Origin of the sequence: Bradyrhizobium ottawaense (assembly GCF_002278135.3) — a bacterium.
Taxonomy (GTDB): Bacteria; Pseudomonadota; Alphaproteobacteria; order Rhizobiales; family Xanthobacteraceae; genus Bradyrhizobium; species Bradyrhizobium ottawaense.
The window spans coordinates 2747606-2767734 of record NZ_CP029425.2 but is presented as its reverse complement, the minus strand read 5'-3'; the positions used below and the strand labels follow the sequence as shown (position 1 = coordinate 2767734).

General features: G+C 65.1%; 17 protein-coding genes and 1 pseudogene. 9 read left to right on the top strand and 9 right to left on the bottom strand.

The features are described 5' to 3' along the window. Window positions 1-355: 355 nt before the first annotated feature. From CIT37_RS13085 to CIT37_RS13070, 4 genes and pseudogenes are all read left to right on the top strand, one after another. Entirely contained in the window at window positions 356-1927 is a 1572-nt protein-coding gene (locus tag CIT37_RS13085) for an ABC transporter ATP-binding protein (RefSeq protein ID WP_028142654.1), read from the top strand. Beyond that, window positions 1911-3001, top strand: a pseudogene (locus CIT37_RS13080) (ABC transporter permease). The gene CIT37_RS13085 and the pseudogene CIT37_RS13080 overlap by 17 nt, the downstream one beginning before the upstream one ends. Then, the gene (locus CIT37_RS13075) at window positions 2988-3905 is read left to right on the top strand and encodes an ABC transporter permease (RefSeq protein ID WP_028142656.1); all 918 of its coding nucleotides are present in this window, start codon (window positions 2988-2990) and stop codon (window positions 3903-3905) included. The pseudogene CIT37_RS13080 and the gene CIT37_RS13075 overlap by 14 nt, the downstream one beginning before the upstream one ends. 77 nt (window positions 3906-3982) lie before the next feature. After that, entirely contained in the window at window positions 3983-5059 is a 1077-nt protein-coding gene (locus CIT37_RS13070) for a BMP family ABC transporter substrate-binding protein (RefSeq protein ID WP_038949189.1), read from the top strand. Between the two features lie 111 nt (window positions 5060-5170). Here the strand turns inward: CIT37_RS13070 and CIT37_RS13065 are convergent, their stop codons facing one another. Beyond that, the gene (locus CIT37_RS13065) at window positions 5171-6520 is read right to left on the bottom strand and encodes an 8-oxoguanine deaminase (protein ID WP_095425728.1); all 1350 of its coding nucleotides are present in this window, start codon (window positions 6518-6520) and stop codon (window positions 5171-5173) included. Between the two features lie 164 nt (window positions 6521-6684). On the opposite strand from CIT37_RS13065, the gene CIT37_RS13060 reads away from it, so the two are divergent. Together CIT37_RS13060 and CIT37_RS13055 are read left to right on the top strand one after the other, a co-directional pair. After that, window positions 6685-7512, top strand: coding sequence for an FAD binding domain-containing protein (locus CIT37_RS13060; protein WP_095425729.1), 828 nt, complete (start codon window positions 6685-6687; stop codon window positions 7510-7512). Further along, window positions 7509-10250 carry a molybdopterin-dependent oxidoreductase gene (locus tag CIT37_RS13055; protein ID WP_095425730.1) on the top strand — a complete coding sequence of 914 codons (2742 nt, stop codon included), beginning with the start codon at window positions 7509-7511 and terminating at the stop codon, window positions 10248-10250. Before CIT37_RS13060 ends, CIT37_RS13055 begins: the two co-directional genes overlap by 4 nt. 182 nt (window positions 10251-10432) lie before the next feature. Here the strand turns inward: CIT37_RS13055 and uraD are convergent, their stop codons facing one another. From uraD to CIT37_RS13035, 4 genes are all read right to left on the bottom strand, one after another. Continuing rightward, entirely contained in the window at window positions 10433-11320 is an 888-nt protein-coding gene (uraD, locus tag CIT37_RS13050; RefSeq protein WP_095425731.1) for a 2-oxo-4-hydroxy-4-carboxy-5-ureidoimidazoline decarboxylase, read from the bottom strand. Between the two features lie 5 nt (window positions 11321-11325). After that, entirely contained in the window at window positions 11326-12261 is a 936-nt protein-coding gene (gene puuE, locus CIT37_RS13045) for an allantoinase PuuE (protein ID WP_028142662.1), read from the bottom strand. Then, a complete protein-coding gene (locus tag CIT37_RS13040; protein WP_014493672.1) occupies window positions 12262-12675 on the bottom strand; it encodes a DUF3830 family protein in 414 nt (137 codons plus the stop codon). Window positions 12676-12765: 90 nt separating this feature from the next. Continuing rightward, window positions 12766-13041, bottom strand: a complete 276-nt coding sequence (locus CIT37_RS13035) for a hypothetical protein (protein ID WP_028142663.1) — start codon at window positions 13039-13041, stop codon at window positions 12766-12768. Window positions 13042-13538: 497 nt separating this feature from the next. On the opposite strand from CIT37_RS13035, the gene CIT37_RS13030 reads away from it, so the two are divergent. After that, on the top strand, window positions 13539-14510 hold the full coding sequence (locus CIT37_RS13030; protein WP_049801720.1) for an IS110 family RNA-guided transposase: 972 nt from the start codon (window positions 13539-13541) through the stop codon (window positions 14508-14510). A gap of 1101 nt (window positions 14511-15611) precedes the next feature. Here CIT37_RS13030 and CIT37_RS13025 read toward each other — a convergent pair. Further along, complete coding sequence (locus CIT37_RS13025) at window positions 15612-16016, bottom strand: hypothetical protein (protein WP_095427034.1); 405 nt, start codon at window positions 16014-16016, stop codon at window positions 15612-15614. 303 nt (window positions 16017-16319) lie between these two features. Between CIT37_RS13025 and CIT37_RS13020 the strand changes: the two genes are divergently transcribed. Then, window positions 16320-16577 (top strand): DUF2798 domain-containing protein, encoded by a 258-nt coding sequence (locus CIT37_RS13020; RefSeq protein ID WP_026202400.1) that lies wholly within the window; start codon window positions 16320-16322, stop codon window positions 16575-16577. A 7-nt stretch (window positions 16578-16584) separates the two neighbouring features. Here the strand turns inward: CIT37_RS13020 and CIT37_RS13015 are convergent, their stop codons facing one another. The 3 genes from CIT37_RS13015 to CIT37_RS13005 all read right to left on the bottom strand — a co-directional run bounded on the left by CIT37_RS13015 (window position 16585) and on the right by CIT37_RS13005 (window position 19818). Next, window positions 16585-18372, bottom strand: coding sequence for a chloride channel protein (locus CIT37_RS13015; RefSeq protein WP_028142665.1), 1788 nt, complete (start codon window positions 18370-18372; stop codon window positions 16585-16587). An 8-nt stretch (window positions 18373-18380) separates the two neighbouring features. Continuing rightward, the gene (locus CIT37_RS13010; RefSeq protein ID WP_028142666.1) at window positions 18381-19034 is read right to left on the bottom strand and encodes an L-fuculose-phosphate aldolase; all 654 of its coding nucleotides are present in this window, start codon (window positions 19032-19034) and stop codon (window positions 18381-18383) included. A 157-nt stretch (window positions 19035-19191) separates the two neighbouring features. After that, window positions 19192-19818 (bottom strand): MarC family protein, encoded by a 627-nt coding sequence (locus CIT37_RS13005; RefSeq protein WP_095427033.1) that lies wholly within the window; start codon window positions 19816-19818, stop codon window positions 19192-19194. A gap of 88 nt (window positions 19819-19906) precedes the next feature. On the opposite strand from CIT37_RS13005, the gene CIT37_RS13000 reads away from it, so the two are divergent. Next, window positions 19907-20113 carry a hypothetical protein gene (locus tag CIT37_RS13000; RefSeq protein WP_018320686.1) on the top strand — a complete coding sequence of 69 codons (207 nt, stop codon included), beginning with the start codon at window positions 19907-19909 and terminating at the stop codon, window positions 20111-20113. The last annotated feature ends 16 nt before the right edge of the window (window positions 20114-20129 follow it).

Below are 20129 nucleotides of genomic sequence, written 5' to 3'. Positions count from 1 at the left end.
CTCTTCTTTCATGCCGAGCGGATATTGCAGGCGCGATGGTCGGGAGCCAATGTTGCGTCGATCCGCATTGCATAAGCGCGATGGCGCAACTTTGCTCACTGCGACGTCAGGTCTGCATAGCGGGTTCCGATTTGGCTTGGACCGTCACAAATCTGCAACAGGCGCCGGCGACAGCCAAGCCGGCATGGCCGAGCGTGGGCGTTTGAGCAGGGGGGCTTCGTCTCGGCCGGCGCAGGCGCACCGACACAAGGTGCCTGCCACAGCGTTGAGCAAGGGATGACGCATTTTCACACCTTACGCCGGGGCTCAAACTGGCCCACTATCGCGGCATTTCACCATGCAAGCGCATCAGCGAATGTTGGATTCGACACCTGACGACCTGAATTCCGGCGAGCCCCCGCTGCTGCGGACGATCGGACTCACCAAACGCTATGGCGATTTCCTCGCCAACGATTCCATCGACATCGATATTTGGCCCGGCGAAATCCACGCGCTGCTCGGCGAGAACGGTGCCGGCAAGTCGACGCTGGTCAAGGCGATCTACGGGCTGATCCAGCCCAGCGCCGGCGAGATTCGCTGGCAGGGCCAACAGGTCGTGCTGTCCGGTCCCTCCGAAGCCCGCAGCCGCGGCATCGGCATGGTGTTCCAGCACTTCTCGCTGTTCGACAATCTCACCGTCGCCGAGAACGTCGCGCTCGGCCTCGACGGACGGGAGTCCTTCAGGGACATGTCGGCGCGACTGGAGCAGATGTCGAAGACTTACGGCCTTCCGCTCGATCCCAAACGCGAGGTCTGGCAATTGTCGGTCGGCGAGCGCCAGCGCATCGAGATCGTCCGCGCGCTGATGCAGGATCCGAAATTCCTGATCCTGGACGAGCCCACCGCCGTCCTGACGCCGCAGGAAGCCGATCAACTGTTCGTCGTGCTGGAGCGGCTCAAGGCCGAAGGCCGCGCCATCCTCTACATCAGCCACAAGCTCGAGGAGGTGAAGCGGCTCTGCGACACCGCCACGATCCTGCGCGGCGGCAGGAAGGTCGAGACCTGCGATCCCCGGCGCGAGACCGCGGCCTCGCTCGCCCGCATGATGGTCGGCGGCGAGATCAAGCAACTGAAGGCGGCATCCGGCCGGAAGACCACCGTTCCGCGGCTCGTCGTCAACGATCTTTCGCTCGCACCAGGCGAAGCGCACGGCGTACGGCTCGAGCACATCTCGTTCGAGCTGAAGGGCGGCGAGATCCTCGGCATCGCGGGCGTCGCCGGCAACGGCCAGGACGAACTGTTCGCCGCGCTGTCCGGCGAGCGCCTGTCGAAGGACCCGGGCACGGTGGTGATCGAAGGCATTGCCGCCGGCCATCTCTCCATCACGCAGCGGCGCAAGCTGGGTGCTGCGTTCGTTCCCGAGGAGCGGCTCGGTCATGGCACCGCACCGCGCATGAAGCTCTCGGAGAACGCGCTGCTCACCGGACACGCCGCCAGCGGCATGGTCCATCGCGGCTTCATCAATACGGCGGCCACGCTGAAGACCGTCGACCGTGCGACCGAGACGTTCGACGTCCGCAAGGCCAAGCGCGATCCGGAAGCCGCATCCCTCTCCGGCGGCAATTTGCAGAAGTTCATCGTGGGACGCGAAATCCTGCGCAACCCCGCGGTGCTGGTGGTGAGCCAGCCGACCTGGGGCGTCGATGCCGGCGCCGCCGCCGTCATTCGCCAGGCGCTGCTGGATCTGGCAACCGCGGGCGCCGCCGTTCTCGTGACCAGCCAGGATCTCGACGAGCTCGCTGAGATCGCCGACCGCATCGCCGTGATGTTCCACGGCAAGCTGTCAGCACCGCTCGCGACCCGCGAGGCGACGCGCGAAAAGCTCGGCCTTCTCATGGGCGGCAGCAGCCTCGAGCCAAGGGAGGCCGCGCATGCAATTGGTGCTTGAGAAGCGCGCCGAACGCTCGGGCACGATCGCGCTGGTCTCGCCGCTGATCGCGATCGGCCTGACGGTCGTCACCATGGTCATCCTGTTCGCGATCCTCGGCAAGAATCCGCTGCTCGCCTTGCACGCCTATTTCATTGCGCCCTTGACCGACGGCTATTCGCTCCAGGAGATCGCGGTGAAGGCGACGCCGCTGGTGATGATCGCGATCGGGCTGTCGCTCTGCTATCTCGCCAATGCCTGGAACATCGGCGCAGAGGGCCAATTCCTGATCGGCGCAGTTGCCGGAAGCTGGATCGCGGTGAAGACGCAGGGCACCGATGCCGGCGCCTGGGTGCTGCCGGCGATGCTCTGCTCGCAGCCGCCGCGGGCGCGCTCTATGCGCTGATCCCGGCGATCTGCAAGGTGAAGTTCGGCGCCAGCGAGATCCTGACCAGCCTGATGCTGGTCTATGTCGCCGACCTCTTTCTCGACTATCTCGTGCGCGGGCCCTGGCGCGACCCCAACGGCTTCAACTTCCCGACCACGGCCGAGTTCGATCCGGTGGCGACTGTCCCGTTGCTGATCGAGGGCGGGCGGCTGCATCTCGGCTCGATCATTGCGCTTCTTGTCGTCGCGGCGGCCGCAATCCTGCTCGGGCGAACCATCAAGGGTTTCGAGATCCGCGTCGTGGGCGCAGCCCCCCGTGCCGCGCGGTTCGGCGGCTTCAACGCCAATCAGCTGATCATCCTGACCTTCGCGGTATCAGGCGCGCTCGCAGGTCTCGCCGGCATCATCGAGGTCGCAGGTCCAATCGGACATCTCCAGCCTGGCATCTCCCCGGGCTACGGTTTTACTGCGATCATCGTCGCCTTCCTCGGCCGGCTGAATCCGCTTGGAATATTAATTGCAGGCCTGTTCCTTGCACTGACCTTTATCGGCGGCGAGCAGGCGCAGATCGCGATGAAGATTCCATTGGATGTCACCAAGGTCTTTCAGGGCATTCTGCTGTTCTACGTGCTCGCCTGCGATTCCCTGATCCTCTACCGCTTCAAGTTGAGCTTCCCGAACCGTCAGGTGGCCCGTGGAACTCATTGAAGCCATCATCCTCTCGGTGCTCGCCGCGTCAACGCCGCTGCTGATCGCCGCGACCGGAGAGCTCGTGACCGAGCGCTCCGGCGTGCTCAATCTCGGCGTCGAGGGCATGATGATCGTTGGCGCGGCCTGCGGCTTTGCCGGCGCATGGCTCACCGGATCGATCTTCATTGGCGCGCTGTTCGGCATCATCGCGGGAACGATGATGTCGCTGATCTTCGCATTGATGGCCCTCGGGTTCGCCGTCAACCAGGTCGCGACGGGTCTTGCGCTCACCATCCTCGGCGTCGGGCTGTCCGGGCTGATCGGCGCCGGCTTCGTCGGCGAGCGCATCACGCCGGCAGTCCATCTCGCCATTCCGGGCCTCACTGACATCCCGCTGGTCGGGCGCGTGCTGTTCGGCGAGGACGGCTTCGTCTACTTCTCGATTGCACTCGTCGTCGGCGTCTGGTGGTTCCTGTACCGCACGCGGGCGGGATTGATCCTGCGCGCCTGCGGCGACAACCACGCCTCTGCGCACGCCCTCGGCTATCCCGTGCTGCGCATCCGCACCTTCGCCGTGATGTTTGGCGGTGCCTGCGCAGGCCTTGCCGGCTCTTATCTGCCGCTCGCCTATACGCCGTTCTTCATACCCGGCATGACCGCGGGCCGCGGCTGGATCGCGCTGGCGCTGGTGGTGTTCTCGTCCTGGCGGCCGGGCCGGCTCGTGGTCGGCGCCTATCTCTTCGGGGCAGTGACGATCCTGCAATTGCACGCGCAAGGCTGGGGCATCGGCATTCCCTCGCAATTCATGTCGGCGCTGCCTTATCTTGCGACCGTCATCGTGCTGGTCCTGCTCTCCCGCGCGCGCAGCGGCGGCTCGACCGCCCCGGCCGCGCTCGGCACCGTGTTCGTACCTGACCGCTGAATTTCATTTCCGCGGCGCGCGCGATGGGGCGCGCGCGTTGCGCATCGTGGCTTTCCCCTGATGTTTGGAGATCGATGATGAGGAAATCCCTTCTTGCGCTGGCTGCCGGGCTTTTGCTGGCCGGAAGCGTCAGTGCAACCTCCGCCGCCGACAAGCTCAAGGTCGGCTTCATCTATCTGGGTCCGATCGGAGATTTGGGCTGGACCTATCAGCACGATCTCGCCCGGCAGGCGCTGGTCAAGGAGCTGGGCGACCAGATCGAGACCACCTATCTGGAGAACGTGCCTGAAGGCCCCGACGCCGAGCGCTCCATCGAGCAGCTCGTCCGCGCCGGCAACAAGCTGATCTTCACGACGTCGTTCGGCTACATGGATCCGACGCTGAAGGTCGCGAAAAAATATCCGAACGTGCATTTCGAGCACGCCACCGGCTACAAGCGCAACCCGAACATGTCGACCTATTCGGCCAGATGGTGGCAGGGCCGCTACATCCAGGGCTTGATCGCGGCCAAGATGACGAAGTCCGGCGTGCTCGGCTATATCGGCTCGTTCCCGATTCCGGAGGTCGTCTCCGGCATCAACGCGACGATGCTGGCCGCGCAGACCATCAAGCCTGACATCAAGGTCAAGATCATCTGGGCCAACACCTGGTTCGACCCGGGCAAGGAGGCCGACGCCGCCAAGGCGCTGATCGACCAGGGCGCCGACGTGATCATGCAGCACACGGATTCGCCCGCCGCGATGCAGATCGCCAGCGAACGCGGCAAGCTCGCCTTCGGCCAGGATTCCGAGATGATCAAGTTCGGGCCCAAGACCCAGCTGACCTCGATCCTCGACACCTGGGGCCCCTACTACATCGAGCGGGTCAAGGCCGAGCTTGCCGGCACCTGGAAGTCCCAGGACAGCTGGGGCGGCCTCGACAGTCACATGTTCGCGATGGCGCCCTATACCAACATGCCTGACGACGTGAAAAAATTGGCTGAGGATGCCCAAGCCGCGATCACTGCAGGCAAGCTGCATCCGTTCAAATGCCCGATCGTTGGGCAGGACGGCAAGCCGGTCGAGTGCAAGGGCGGCGATCACCTCGACGACGGCCAGATCCTCGGCATGAATTTCTACGTCAAGGGCATCGACGACAAGCTGCCGGGCAAGTAGCACGCTTCTTGCTTAGGCTAGATCACCTGCTCCTCCCGGAGGAGGTTCGGAGGGGGTGGCCAGAAGCACCCGGCACTTGTGGTCGCCCCCTCTTTCTATCCTGCCTTGGCGTTATCCGGCCCGCATGGCCTGCGCCGCCGAACTGTGGCGGCTGATGAGGTCTGCCACGTCGAGGCCCGGGATCGCACCGTCGATCACGGCCCATTTTCCCGCCACCATCACCCGGTCGGCCCGATGCGCTCCGCACAGCACCAATGCGGCCAAGGGGTCGCCATGACCGGAGAAGCGCAATTCGTCGAGCCTGAACAGCCCGAGGTCCGCAGCCTTGCCGACGGCGATCTCGCCGAGTTCCGGCCGGCCGACGCAGGCTGCCGACCCCTTGGTCGCCCAGCGCAAAGCATCCTTGTGGCTGACCTTGGACACCCCGTAACGCGCCCGTTGCAGCAGGAAGGCGGCGCGGACCTCCTGCATCAGGTTGGAGCCGTCGTTCGAGGCTGAGCCGTCGACACCGATCCCGATCCCGACGCCGGCCTCCTCCATCTCGCAGACAGGACAGCAGCCGGACGCCAGCAGCTGGTTGCTGCACGCGCAATGGCTGATGGTCGTCTTCGCCTTGCCGAGCCGCTTCATCTCATCGGCGTTGAAAAATATGCCGTGGGCGAGCCAGGTCCGCGCATTGAGCCAGCCGCATTGCTCGAGATAGTCGAGCGGACGGCAGCCATACATCTGCTGGCAGAATCTGTTTTCGTCCTCTGTTTCGGCGAGATGGGTGTGCAGGCGCACGTCGAGCTTATCAGCGAGATCGGAGGTGGCGCGCATCAGCGACGTCGTCACCGAGAACGGCGAGCACGGCGCCAGCGCGATCTGCACCATCGCGTCCAGGCCGCGCTGGTGGTGCCTGGCAACCACGCGCGCGCTGTCTGCGAGAATCGTGTCCTCGTCCTGCACCACGCTGTCAGGCGGCAGGCCGCCGTCGCGCTGCGACAGGTTCATCGAGCCGCGCGTCAGCAGCACCCGCACGCCCAGACGCTTCGCCACGGCGACCTCGATATCGACGGCGTCTTCGAGGCCCGCGGGGAAGACGTAGTGATGATCGGTCGTGGTGGTGCAGCCCGACAGCAGCAGCTCGGACATCGCCACGGTGACGCCGAGCTCGAGCGCCTCGGGCGTCAGCCTCGCCCACACCGGGTAGAGCGCCTGGAGCCAGGGGAACAGCTCCCGATCCATCGCCGCCGGCAGCGCCCGGGTCAGCGTCTGGTAAAAATGATGATGGGTGTTGATCAGGCCCGGCAGCACGACATGTTCGCTCGCATCGAACACCACGACATCAGCGGTCGCTGGCGCGGCGCCAGCCGGCACGAGCTCAACGATGCGGCCGTCCTTTACCACGATCCCGCGCTCGGCACCGTCGGCGAGGATGGCCAGGGGATCCCTGATCCAGATCGGCTTTGCGTCGCTCATGATCCCGCTTCTCCTTTACATCCGCTGACAGGCCAGCCAGGTAAAACGCTGGCCCAGCCACCTTCGCGCCAGGACTTGTTTTATTGCGACTTGTTTGTTGCCACTTGGCTCCGGTCTTGCAAGACTCATCGGCACGATTCACCGGCGGAAGCTTTGGCGCAGCCATGGATTTGAACACCATCACGACGGTCGCCCATCCGCAAACGCGAGCGCAATTGCCGGCCTGGACGGCAGGCGACGCCTGGCTCGCGGGCGGCACGTGGTTGTTCTCGGAGCCGCAGGTGCATCTGAAGCGGCTGATCGATCTGACCGACCTGAAATGGCCGGCGCTGACGATCACGGACAAACATCTCTCCATCGCCGCCACCTGCACGGTCGCGCAGCTCGATGGACTTGCCTGCCCGCCCGACTGGCTCGCCGCGCCGCTGATCAACCAGTGTTGCCGCGCCTTCCTTGCGTCCTTCAAGATCTGGAAGTCCGCGACTGTCGGCGGCAATCTCTGCATGTCGCTGCCGGCCGGACCGATGATCTCGCTCACTGCAGCGCTGGGCGGCGTCTGCACCATCTGGAAGGCCGGCGGCGGCGAGCAGAGGATTCCTGTCGTCGACTTCGTCACCGGCAACCAGCGAAATCGCCTGACACCGGGCGACCTGCTTCGCCAGATCGATATTGGGATTGCCGCGCTGAAACGCCGCACGGCATATCGCCAGATCTCGCTGGCGCCGGTCGGCCGCTCGGCGGCGCTCCTGATCGGCAGCCTCGATGCCGACGGCACGCTGACGCTCACGGTCACCGCGTCGACGGTGCGGCCGATCCAGCTGTCCTTTCGCCGGGCCCCGGACGCGAGCGCGCTGGGCGACGCGATCGCCCAGCAGATCACGGACGATCTGTACCACACCGACATCCACGGCCGGCCGCTCTGGCGCAAGCACATGACATTGCGGCTCGCCGAAGAGGTTCGCCGCGAGCTGCTGGGGGCAATGCCGTCATGAGCTTCGAGGTCAACGGCAAACCGTTTGCGCAGGAGCCGCGCGCCGGCCAGTGCCTGCGCACATTCCTGCGCGAGCTCGGCCATTTCGGCGTGAAGAAGGGCTGCGACGCCGGTGACTGCGGCGCCTGCACCGTGCTGCTCGACGGGGAGCCGGTGCACAGCTGCCTGATCCCGGCGTTCCGCGTCGAGGGACGCAGTGTGACCACGATCGAAGGTCTGGGCGGAGACCACGGCACGCATCCGATGCAGCAGGCTTTCCTTGACGCGCAGGGCTTTCAATGCGGCTTCTGCACCGCCGGCATGATCCTGACCTGCGCCTCGCTGAACCAGGCGCAGCGGACCGATCTCGGCGCGGCGCTGAAGGGCAATATCTGCCGCTGCACCGGCTATCGCTCGATCGAGGATGCATTGCTCGGCAAGACCAATGTCGAGGCGAGCGTCGAGCCCGGAGCCGCGTTTGGCCGCAGCCTGCCGGCGCCGGCAGGCCCCGACATCGTGCGCGGCGACGCGCGCTACACCTTCGACACCGCCATCGAGGGCCTGCTTCACGTCAAGCTGGTGCGTTCGCCTCATGCCCACACCAGGATCGTCGCAATCGACAAGTCGGAGGCGCTGAAGGTTCCCGGCGTGCACGCGGTGCTGACGCATGAAGACGCACCTTCGATGCTGATCTCGACCGCGCGGCACGAGATGGACTGGATGGACCCCGAGGACACCCGCGTTCTCGACGACGTCGTCCGCTTCATTGGCCAGAGGGTTGCCGCCATCGTTGCCGAAAGCGAAACCGCCGCCGAGGAGGCCTGCCGCCGGCTGAAGCTCGATTATGAGATTTTGCCTGCGCTGATCGATCCGGAGCAGGCGATGGCGCCCGGTGCGCCCGTCATTCATCCCGACCGCACCACCGCGAACCGCATCGCCGACGCTCAGCGCAACCTCGCTGCGGAGACGCATGGCGAGTTCGGCGACGTCGCGGCGGCGCTCGCGATAGCTGCCGTCACCTTCGAGGGCACCTTCCACAGTCATCGCGTGCAGCACGCGGCACTGGAGACCCATGGCGGCCTCGCCTGGCTCGATGCCTCGGGCGTGCTCAATGTCCGCACCTCGACCCAGGTGCCGTTCCTGACCCGGCGCGCGCTGTCCGACATCTTCAAGCTTCCTCCCGACAAGGTCCGCGTGTTCTGCGAGCGCGTTGGCGGCGGCTTTGGCGGCAAGCAGGAGATGTTCGTCGAGGACATTCTGGCGCTCGCTGCGCTCAAGACGGGACGTCCGGTGAAGCTGGAGCTCACCCGCGAGGAGCAGTTCATCGCGACCTCGACGCGGCACCCGATGCGGGTCCACATCAAGGCCGGAGCGGATGCCGACGGCAAGCTCACCGCGCTCCAGCTCGACGTGCTCTCCAACACCGGAGCTTACGGCAATCACGCCGGCCCGGTGATGTTCCATTCGCTGTCGGAGTCCATCGCGGTCTACAATTGCCCGAACAAGCGGGTCGACGGTTACGCGGTCTACACCAACACGGTGCCGGCGGGCGCGTTTCGCGGCTATGGCCTGCCGCAGACACTGATCGCGATCGAGGCCGCGATTGACGAGCTGGGCCGGCAGCTCGGCATCAACCCCTACGAGATGCGCCGGCGCAACATCGTGAGGGATGGCGATCCCATGCTGTCGCCGCCGCCGTCCGAATTTCACGACGTGCTCTACGGCTCCTACGGGCTCGACCAGTGCCTCGACCTCGTCGAGCGCGCGATGCAGGCCGATAGCCCGCAGCCGGACCTGTCGCCGGACTGGCTGATCGGTGACGGCGTCGCGCTGACCATGATCGACACCGCGCCGCCGGCGGGCCACCTCGCCGACGCGACGATTACGCTCAACGATGACGGCGGTTTCGATCTCACCGTCGGCACCGCCGAATTCGGCAACGGCACCAGCACCGTGCACCGGCAGATCGCCGCGACCACGCTCGCGACCACCGTCGACAGAATCCGACTGCGCCAGTCCGACACCGCCCATGGCGGCCACGACACCGGCGCCTATGGCAGCGCGGGCATGTTCGTCGCCGGCAAGGCGACCCATGCGGCTTCCCTGCAGCTTGCGACCGAATTGAAGGCGGCCGCCGCCGGCGCGTGGCTGTGTGACATCGGGAGCTGCGCGCTCGAGGACAACGCCGTCGTCAGCGGCGTCCGGCGCATGTCTTTTGCGGAGCTGGTGAAGCTCGCGCGCGAGCGCGGGCAGCCGTTCGCAGGCAGCGGCAATTCCGAGGGAACACCGCGTTCGGTCGGCTTCAACATCCAGGGTTTTCGTATCGCCGTGAACAAGGCCACCGGCGAGCTCAGGATTCTCAGGAGCGTGCACGCCGCGGACGCTGGAGTGGTCGCCAATCCCATGCAGTGCCGCGGTCAGGTCGAAGGCGGCGTGGCGCAGGCGCTCGGCGCCGCGCTCTACGAGGAGATGGTGATCGACGCCGAGGGGCGCGTCACCAACCCGAAATTCCGCGACTACCACCTGCCCTCCTTCGCGGACGTGCCCCGCACCGAGGTGTTCTTCGCCGAGACGTCCGACACGATCGGACCGTTAGGGGCGAAGTCGATGAGCGAGAGTCCGTACAATCCGGTCGCGGCCGCACTCGGCAACGCGATCGCGAACGCCACCGGCATCCGCTTCACCGCGCCGCCGTTCAAGCCGGACCGGCTGTTTCCGGCGCTGCACGCGAAGTTCGGCAACTCCACTGGGACGCGATAGCTCGACCACGGCGACGCTGTTCTCACTCGCCCCGCTTGCGGGGAGAGGGTTGGGGTGAGGGGAAGTCTCCGCAAGGACGGTGACAGTTGGACGCGTCGAGAGTCCCCCTCACCCGAATTCGATCTACGATCGAATTCGACCTCTCCCCGCAAGCGGGGCGAGGTGAAGAGCGCGCCTTGCATTTAGCTGCCGCGATAGGTCGAATAGCTCCATGGCGTGACCAACAGCGGCACGTGATAGTGCCCCTCTGGCTCGCTGACGGCGAAGCGCAGCGGGATCTCGTCGAGGAACGGCGGATCCGACAGCGGTACGTTGCGCTCGGCGTAGTATCTGGCAACGCTGAATTTGAGCTCATAGCGGCCGATCGGCAGCGGGCGACCGCCGATCAACGGCTGATCGGTGCGACCGTCCGCATTGGTCACCGCGCGCGCGATCACACGGCTCTCGCCGAGGCTTGCGAGCTCCACGAGCTCGACCGGGATGCCGGACGCGGGCTTGCCGGCGTGGTTGTCCAGCACATGGGTCGAGAGCCGGCCGTGCACCTTCAGCCTGTCGTCGGCCATGACGAGCTGATCCAGCCGCAGCGCGGAGATCCGGCCGATCTCCTCGATCGCGCGCCGCGTCTCGGTCTTGGCGATATTGCGTAACCGCGTCTCGAAGTCGCGCAGCACGGAATCCCGGGTGTGGCGGCGCACGCAGACGATATAGGGGAAGCCGAACTTGTCCCGATAGGCGCTGTTGACGCGCTCGAACGCCGCGTATTCGGCATCCGACAACCTATCGAGGCCGGCGCTGTTCTGCTCGTCGGTCGATTCCACTGTCAGCCCCGCCGCGCGCTGGGTCTTGCTGGCGAGATCCGGATGCGCCCGGATCAACGCCAATTGCACGTCGGGCTCGGCGCTCTGGATCGCCGCCATCAGCGCCGTGTGCAACTGATTGATGCCGGCAAACGGTCGCTTGTCGGCGAGCTGCTCGGCGATCCACGGCGAATATTCGACGACATTGGCGAGCGCCGCGACGAAGTCGGCCTTGCTTGCGGCATTGAGGTCGGACAGCGATATCTGCGACATCGTCCTCAACCGATCTCGAACGCAGTGGCCGCGAGATGCGCATGCTTGTCGTGCCAGTGCTGGGCGATCTGCAATCGCGTCGGCACCCAGACGCGTTCGTGCTTGCCGATATAATCGAGGAAGCGCATCAGCCCCGCAGCGCGTCCGGGCCGGCCTGCGAGGCGGCAATGAAGGCCAACCGACATCATCTTCGGCGCAGTTTCGCCTTCCGCATAGAGCACGTCGAAGGCGTCCTTCAGATAGGTGAAGAACTGCTCGCCCTCGGCAAAGCCTTGCGGGTTGATGAAGCGCATGTCGTTGGCGTCTAGCGTATAGGGAATGACGAGCTGCTTGCCGCCCGCGCTCTTGACCCAATAGGGCAGATCGTCGGCATAGGAGTCGCAGAGATAGAGGAAGCCGCCCTCCTCCATCAGCAGACGGTTGGTGTTGATCGAGGAGCGCCCGGTGTACCAGCCGAGCGGCCGCGATCCGGTGGCCTCAGTGTGGACGCGGATCGCTTCCGCGATCTCGGCGCGCTCCTGTGCCTCGGTCATGTCCTTGTGCTCGATCCATTTCAGGCTGTGGCTGGCGATATCCCAGCCCGCCTCCTTCATGGCGGCGACGATCTCGGGGTTGCGCTTCAGCGCGGTGGCGACGCCGAACACGGTGGTCGGCCAGTTGCGCGCGGTGAACATCCGCCACAGCCGCCAGAAGCCGGCCCGCGAGCCATATTCGAACATCGATTCGATATTGGCGTGGCGCTGGCCCGGCCAGGGCTGCGCGCCGAGCACGTCGGACAGGAACGCTTCCGAGGCGCGATCGCCGTGCAGGATGTTGTTTTCGCCGCCTTCTTCGAAATTGACGACGAACTGCACCGCGACCCGCGCGTTGCCGGGCCACTCGGGGTGCGGCGGGTTGCGGCCGTAACCGCGGAGATCGCGCGGGTAGCGTGTGTCAGCCACTCAGACTTCCTCGAAGCGGATCGGCAGCGCGCCCTTCCACAGCACGCTCTTGCCCAGCGTCGCCAGATTCTCCAGGCCCGAGGTCAGCGTGATGAAGTGGTTGCCGGCGAGCTGGCCCATCTTGCTGGCGAAGTGAACGCCGCCATAGGCCAGCAGGATCTCGGTCTCGCTGATGCCGCCGGGATAGAGGATGATCTGGCCCGGCGCGGGATAGCTGGTGTGGTTCTCGTAGCCGACGCCGAAATCGAGATCGCCGAGCGGCATCCACACGCCCTCGCCGCTCCAGCGCACATGGATGATGTGGCTTTCGAACGGCAATGCCTTGCGGAAGGCGGCGACGGTCTTGGGTGCCAGCTGCTCCTCGAAGCGGGCATCGAAGGTGAAGTCGCCGGCACGGATAACGAGTTTGCTCATCTCATCTCTCTGGATCGGGGCCGGTGGCCCCACGGATAATTTTCAAGCAAAGAGCACTCCCGACAGTTTCGCGCAAGGGGCGCGGACGCGTCACCTGCGGTCGTAGGACCAGCCGAAAATGCCGCTCCGCCGCGTCTCCGGTTCCGGCTCGGCGGCCGGCGGAGGGGCTTCCTTCAGTTCCGCCCGCGGCGGCGGGGGCGGTGCCGGCAGGATCTCGCATGTCATGGAGTAGACCAGCTTGCCGTCGGCGGTACGCCCGATCGGGACACAGGGATCGGGATGTCCGGCCGCGGTCTTCGGCGCCAACTTGACTTGCGCGGCCGCCGGTGACGCCAACAGCAGCAGGACCAGCAGATATCTCGACATCGTTGTCGCCTGAAAGCTCGATTGGCCCATTGAACTGGATTGCCGCGGGCAAGTCCATCGGCACCGGAGGGCGCGATTGCCGAATATTTAGCCGGGCTGGGCCGGGCGACTTCGCAAGGGACTGCCGGCGCGCAAAGACGGGGCAAGCTCCATCGCTTCCCTCTCGTGTCCCGGACGCGATGCAGCGCGAAGCGCTGCTTCGCAGAGCCGGGACCCAGAAGGCGATAGGGCGCGATGCGGATGGATGTGCCCCGGCTCTGCGTGGGCACGCTGCGCTTTGCCCACCCTTGTATTAGCGCGCCGGATTAGAATGGCCTGGTTCCGTGAGGAATGGCCCAGCCCGGGTGGCCGCCCGAGCTGGGCCGCCGATCGATCGGATCGATGCCCACCGAAGCCTTGAGGGCTGCGTTTTGTAGCAAGATCGCGGTCGGCACTTCATCGGGACCCGCATGGTTGAACGAACTTCAGGTTCGCATCACAAGGGAGGGTCGAGGAAGATGGCCAAACGTAACACGATCTGTGCTGGAATCGATACCAGCAAAGATAAGCTCGACGTGGCGCTCGATGGCAGTTCGGAGGAGCTGCAGGTCAAGAACACGGCGGAAGGCCACCAGGAGCTGGTGGAGTGGCTGAAGCGCCACAAGGTCAAGCGGGTTGGGATCGAGGCAAGCGGTGGTTACGAGCAGGCGGCGGTCGCCGAACTGCGACGCCAGCGGTTTGTCGTCATCGTGTTTCAGCCGATCCAGGTCCGCGCCTATGCCACGTTCCATTTGCAACGGGCCAAGAACGACAAAATGGATGCCGCATTGATTGCGGCCTGCACCGCCGCGGTCAAGAAGATCCATCCCGCTCCAGACCCCCGGCTGCAGCCTTTTGCCGTGCATCTGACGATGATCGACCAGATCAAGGAGGACATCGCAAAGCTCAAGAATCGGCTGGAGAGCTGCCCTGACGAACGTATCCAGAAGTTCTGGAAGGAGCAGATCGCTCTGTTGGCCAAGCACAGACGAGCCGAGTTCAAGGCCCTGGTGGCAGCGATCCGCAAGCATCGCGATCTCGCCGCACGGCTCGATCTGATCTACAGCGTTGGCGGCAGCGGCTTGCCGACCGCGGTTGCCATCTTGATCAGGATGCCCGAGATCGGTCAGATCACCCGCGAGCAAGCCGCAGCCCTCACCGGGCTTGCGCCGTACGATGACGACAGCGGCAAGCATGTCGGCGCCCGCAGGATTGACGGCGGACGCCAGCGCTTGCGTCAGGCGCTCTACACCGCAGCTCTTCCGGCATCCTTCCGCTGGAATCCGCAGCTCATGGCCCTGTACAGCCGGCTGATCGCCGCCGGCAAGGGCCACAAGCGCGCGCTGGTCGCCTGTGCCAGGAAGCTGATCGTCATCATCAACGCCGTCGTCGCCCGCGGAACACCGTGGGTCGCCGAACCGCCCAGAACCGCGAGTGTGTCCGTCACCTGATCTCGTTTCTTTGTTCGATCAGGCGACCGTTTCTTCGTCCCGACCTGCCGTCAAGACGACGCCGCGCGCCGCGGCCGTCAAGGATGGCCGTCGCGCTCGTCTCACCTCACGTCGACTGCCGCCAGGCCACGCCTTGACGGCCGCAAGCACGGCGTCATGCTCGCGGAAATCGGGCGTGCTTTAATGGTTGCTACGAGATCGAGCTTGTGGCACGTAGCTCAGCTCGCAGACACGCCTCTTCGGCCTCGCGGCGCATTTCGCCCGAGCTTTGCTTCAACTCTCCACCCTCTAATCCAAGAGGGCGCAGGGAAGGCCGGGTGCCAGCTCGCACCCGCGGTCCGCTGCGCGAAAAGCACACGCAGAAAGAACCGCACAGCAGCATACAGGTGGCGCCGATCACTCGGCCTTCCCTGCGCGATGGTTGGACGGCTTATGCCGTGATCTCCCGGGAGCCGACCATTCCTTCTGGCCTCCCTCACCCCGCGAATTGGATGATGCCGTCCGCCCGGTTGGGCTCGCTCGCACCTTCGCAGGACTTGACCGTAGCAACGACGGCCAGGACCACACGGTTTTGCCGTACGCGCGGCCCGCCATTTCGCCGCAGTTTTCCCGGGCCCCGTCGACGAAGCCGGAAACTTACAGACGAGACGAAGCCTAGCAGCGCCGCTCGTCTGCACGAAGCCTCGGACTCACAGGGACTACCCGCCCTGCCCGCGCCTCTCGTGCCGACGCTGCCGCGTCCACCGCAAGCCCGGCTCGCGATGCGTGACGACACATGATCGCCCCTCTTGGTGAGCCGGGATGGGCAACACATACGCCGAAACCGAATTTCGGTAAAGTGGAATATTTTCGGCGACGAGGATTGACAGAGGGCGACACAGGCGCGGTCCCGTAGTGCGGATGGCGCCAACGGGTCGGCGCGAAGCGCCGCCCGATGACAGGCTCCGCGCAATCCGGGACGGTGCGAGACGCCGGGCGAGCGGCCCCGGATTACGCTTTCGCTCCACCGGGCTACAAGGATACCGACGCATCAAAAAAAGGGCGGCGCAAAGCGCCACCCTTTTCGCGCAACCCATTCCGGGCCGCGTTGAAAACAGCCGCTCAGTAGCCCGGATCGTAATAGAACGGACTGCCGCCGCCGTAATAACCCTGACCGCCATAATAGCCCTGACCGCCATAGTAGGGACGCGACCCATAATAATAGCGGTTCTCGTAGTAGTCGCGGCGCCGCTGCTCGGCGATCACCCCGCCGATGATACCCGCCGCGGCGCCCATGAAGGCGAGGCCTGCGGCGTTCGACCCGCGCCGATAATAGTGGCGACGCCGGGCTGCGCTGAAATCGGTGACGTCGGAGGAGCCCTGCCCTGCCGTGACGGGCTTCGCTGACACCGCCCCGGGGGACGCCGCAGCCGAGGGCGATGCGGAGGTTGCGACCAATGCCAGGCTTGCGAACGCGGCCAGCACTATGTTGCGGCCGGCTGCGGAAATCATGGGTCTCACCGTCATTTTGACCTTCCTATAATCCTGCCGATGCTCTTGCCAAACGTAGGGATCTGCAAACCGGATTCAATGCGCAAACCGTTGAGATGGTTTCATGTTCGCGGCAATCTGCCACGCTTTGAACGATTGTAAACCGAACGACCAACTCGCAGCTTGAACCATCGAACCTGAGCGGATAATGAACAGCCGCGCCGTTTTCCGGTCGCCGTAAGCGTTTCACGTGAACCAACGCATCAACCGACGCCGTCGGGATCGATGCCATTTGCAGGGTTCAACGTGACCGACGCGTCCTTTTCCAAGAGAAATCAGATGATTGTGGTTCGCAAACTGCCGGCGCGCTATGCGCCGATCGTGATGCCGTTCGTGCTGTCCATCCTCATGACGGCCGTGGTGTCGGTCATTTCGACGCTCCGGAGCTTGGGGGCGACGCCGGCGTTCCTTGCGACCTGGCCGGGCGCCTGGGCGCTGTCCTGGCTAGTCGCCTTTCCGACGCTGCTGGTGGTGCTGCCGATGGTGCGGCGGATCGTGACGCTCCTGGTCGCGGCCCCGCCTCAACCCGGTCGATAGAAGGCGCCTACGACAGCGCGCCCAGCACACCCCTCGTCGCCTTGTCGATCTCCTCGACATAGCGGCGGCGGGCGAAGTTTTCGGTGAGGAAGCCGACCACCTTGCGGCTGTCGGTGGAATCCACCACCGCCAGCATCTCGGCTTCGGCCTCGTCGAACACCGCCATCGCCGACTTCACGTTCATTTCCGGGATCAGCACAATGTCGATCAGGCGGGCGAGCTCGATCACCTGAATGTCGTCGGCGATGGTGTCGAGGTCGCTGGAGAACAGGTCCGGCAGCAGGACCAAGCCTACATATTCGTCGGAATTGTTGACGATGACGATACCGGGCCGCGATCCCAGCGCGAACTCGCGGCGGACGGCGGCGATCGTCGTGGTCGAGGGCACCTTGCCGACGTCGGAGCGCATGAGCCGCTCGACGGTGAGATTGCGCAGCCAGCCGACGTCATTGGCGCTGCGGATGGTCTCGCCGCGCAGATGCAGGCGCCAGGTCGAGAAGGAGTGGCCGAACATGAAGCGAACGCAGATCGAGGTGACGATGCAGCCGGCGAGCACCACGGCGGTGACGTCGACATTGCGGGTCATCTCGAGCACCAGGAACGACATGGTCAGGGGGCCGCCGACGATGGCGACACCGAGCGTCGCCATGCCCGTCAGCATCGCAACCAATGGATCGATGGCGAAGTTCGGGCTGATCAAGAGCAGCACCGCGGCAAAGAACTTTCCGATCAGGCTGCCGACGAACAGCGAGGCGAAGAACAGACCGCCGCGGAAGCCCGAGGCGAGCGAGACCAGGCAGGCTGTCACCTTTAGGGCGATGATCAGCGCGATCAGGCCGATCGTCATGTCGTGAAAGAGATCGAGCACCATGGCGCCATGGCCGGCCGCCAGCACCTGCGGCGTCACGATGGCGAAGCCGCCGACGATGAGGCCGCCGATCACCGGCCGGAGCCAGATCGGCAGCCAGGCGAACAGGCGCTCGAACATCGGCGAGGAGCGCATCACGGCGATGCCGACGCCGCTGGTGATGAGCGCAAGCCCGATCAGGGCCAGATATTGCTCGACGCCGACGGCGCTGACCTTGGGTATCTCCAGCGAGTATGGCGCGCCGCCGAGCCATTGCGCGGTGAGCGCGCCGGCGAGCGAGGCTGCCAGGATCGGGGCCGCGCTGCCGACCGAATAGACGCCGACGATCAACTCACAGGCGTAGAAGGCACCGGTGATCGGCGCGCCGAATGCCGCCGCGATCGCAGCCGCAGCGCCGCAGCCGACCATCAGGCGCAGATCGTTGCGGCGCAGATTGAAGAACTTGCCGAACAGCGAGGCGATCCCCGAGCCGATCTGGGTATAGCCGGCCTCGAGGCCGACCGAGGCGCCGCAGCCGTTGGAGATCAGCGTCTGGCTCGACACGATGACGCTGTCCCGCATCGACAGATTGCCGCCGCGCAGCGCGTTCGCCTCGATCGGGTCGACCGCGTTCGAAATCTTCATCCGACGCCGCGACCACTCCATGATGCCAAGCGAAAGCCCACCCAGCGCCGGCGCGATCAGTGCCGCCCACGGGCTGACGCTCGCGTGGGCCGACAAGTGGACATCGACGGGAATTCCATAGATCACCACGTGCGCGATCTGCGCGATATGCGCCATCAGCGTCACCACCGCCCCGGCCAGCGTGCCGATCACCAGCGCCAGCGGGATCAGATAGAACTCGTTGCTGCGCAACAGCGCGCGCAGCCGAACCATGACGCGGTTAGATCCCTTGCGATCGGTGAGATGTCTGATCCGCGCGAACACCGCCCGCCCTAACCTTCCGACAGGCCGTAGCCGGCCATGCGCTGGCGGACCCGTTCGATCTCCTCGCTGGGGAGCAGCGGCGGTTTCCCGATCTGGAGGCAGCCGTGATATTGCCGCGCCAGCGTTTCGACCTCGACGGCGAGCCACATCGCCTTGTCCAGCGTCTTGCCGATCGCGATCATGCCATGATGGTCCAGCAGGCAGGCAAGCCGCCCCTCCAGCGCCCGCACCGCATGTTCGGACAGCTCCACGGTTCCGAACGTCGCATAGGGCGCGCAGCGGATGCTGTCGCCGCCGGCCGCCGCGATCATGTAGTGCACCGGCGGAATCTCCATGCCCATGATCGCCAGGATGGTGCAATAGGTCGGATGGGCGTGCACGACGGCGTTGACGTCACCCCGTGACTTCAGGATGTCGCGATGAAAGCGCCATTCGCTCGACGGCTTCTGATCGGGCGCATGTGTGCCGTCCATGGCCATGAAGACGATCTGGTCCGGCGTCATGGCCTCATAGGGCACGCTGGTCGGCGTGACCAGGAGCCCGTCCACATGCCGGACAGAGATATTGCCCGAGGTGCCCTGGTTGATACCGAGCGCGTTCATGCGCCGGCAGGCGTCGATGATGGCCTGTCTCTTGGCGAGCTCTTCCGCTGTCGTCGACATCCCGATTTCCTGACGATGGGCTTGTTAGACCCGAAGTACGTCAAAGCAATATGGCAGTGCAAGCGAAAGCGGCCCGGATCCGGTGCCACCTTGTCGCCCCTCCTGCCAAATCACCAAATGGACGGCAAAATCAACGAATTCACAGATTGTCGCAGCCCTATGGCAGGCTGGTCCTGACTGCCGCAATCCCGTTGATCACGAACTGCACGGAATAGGCGGCGAGCAGCATGCCGAGGACGCGCGAGAGCACGGCATTTCCAGTGCGGCCGAGGGTTTTCGCGATCAGGTGAGCCGAGACGAAGCACAGCATGCAGAGCAGGCAGACCGAGAGCACGACCGCGATGATCACCGCGAGCCTCGCCCCATAGCCGGCATCGCCCGAAAGCAGCAACGTGGTCGCAATCGCGCCGGGGCCGGACATCATGGGAATGGCCAGGGGAAACACCGCGACATCGGAGGCGTGCTCGAACGTCGCCTTGTCGGCCTCGCGGGCCTCGCGATGCGGACGATCGCCGAAGATCATCTGGTAGGACACGCCGAACAGCAGCAGCCCGCCGGCGATCTGGAAGGCGGGGATGCCGATCCCGAGCTGGCGCAGCAGCCAGTTTCCGACCAGCGCGATCACCATCAGGATCGAGGCTGCGATCAGCGGCGCGCGCAATGCGATGGTTCGTTTGACCTTGTCGGGCATGCCGGCGGTCGCAGCGAGGAAGGCCGGCGCAAGGCCGACCGGATCGACAACCAGCAGCAGCGTCACGAAGGCGGACAGGGCGAAGTCGAGCATGTGCCGGTGTGGTCCTTGGACGCTGGAACGATGGCTTCCGGGCTGACTTAGCCCAGCAAAGCCGCTTTGGAAATCACTGGAGGCGACAATGAGCGACAGTGGAATCGGAATGCTTCTCGGCCAGCTCTCGGCCAACCTGCTCTGGCTCTGGTTCATCGGGGCCTTCGTGCTCGGCGGGGTCCTCGTCTATGGCGTGATGAAGGCCGGCCACCTCAGGCGCAGCGAGCGGGCGCAGCTCGATCGCAACACCGAGGCCCGACAGCGCCAGGAAGATCCCTACAAGCGCCCGACCTGAACGGTCGCCGCGCGCG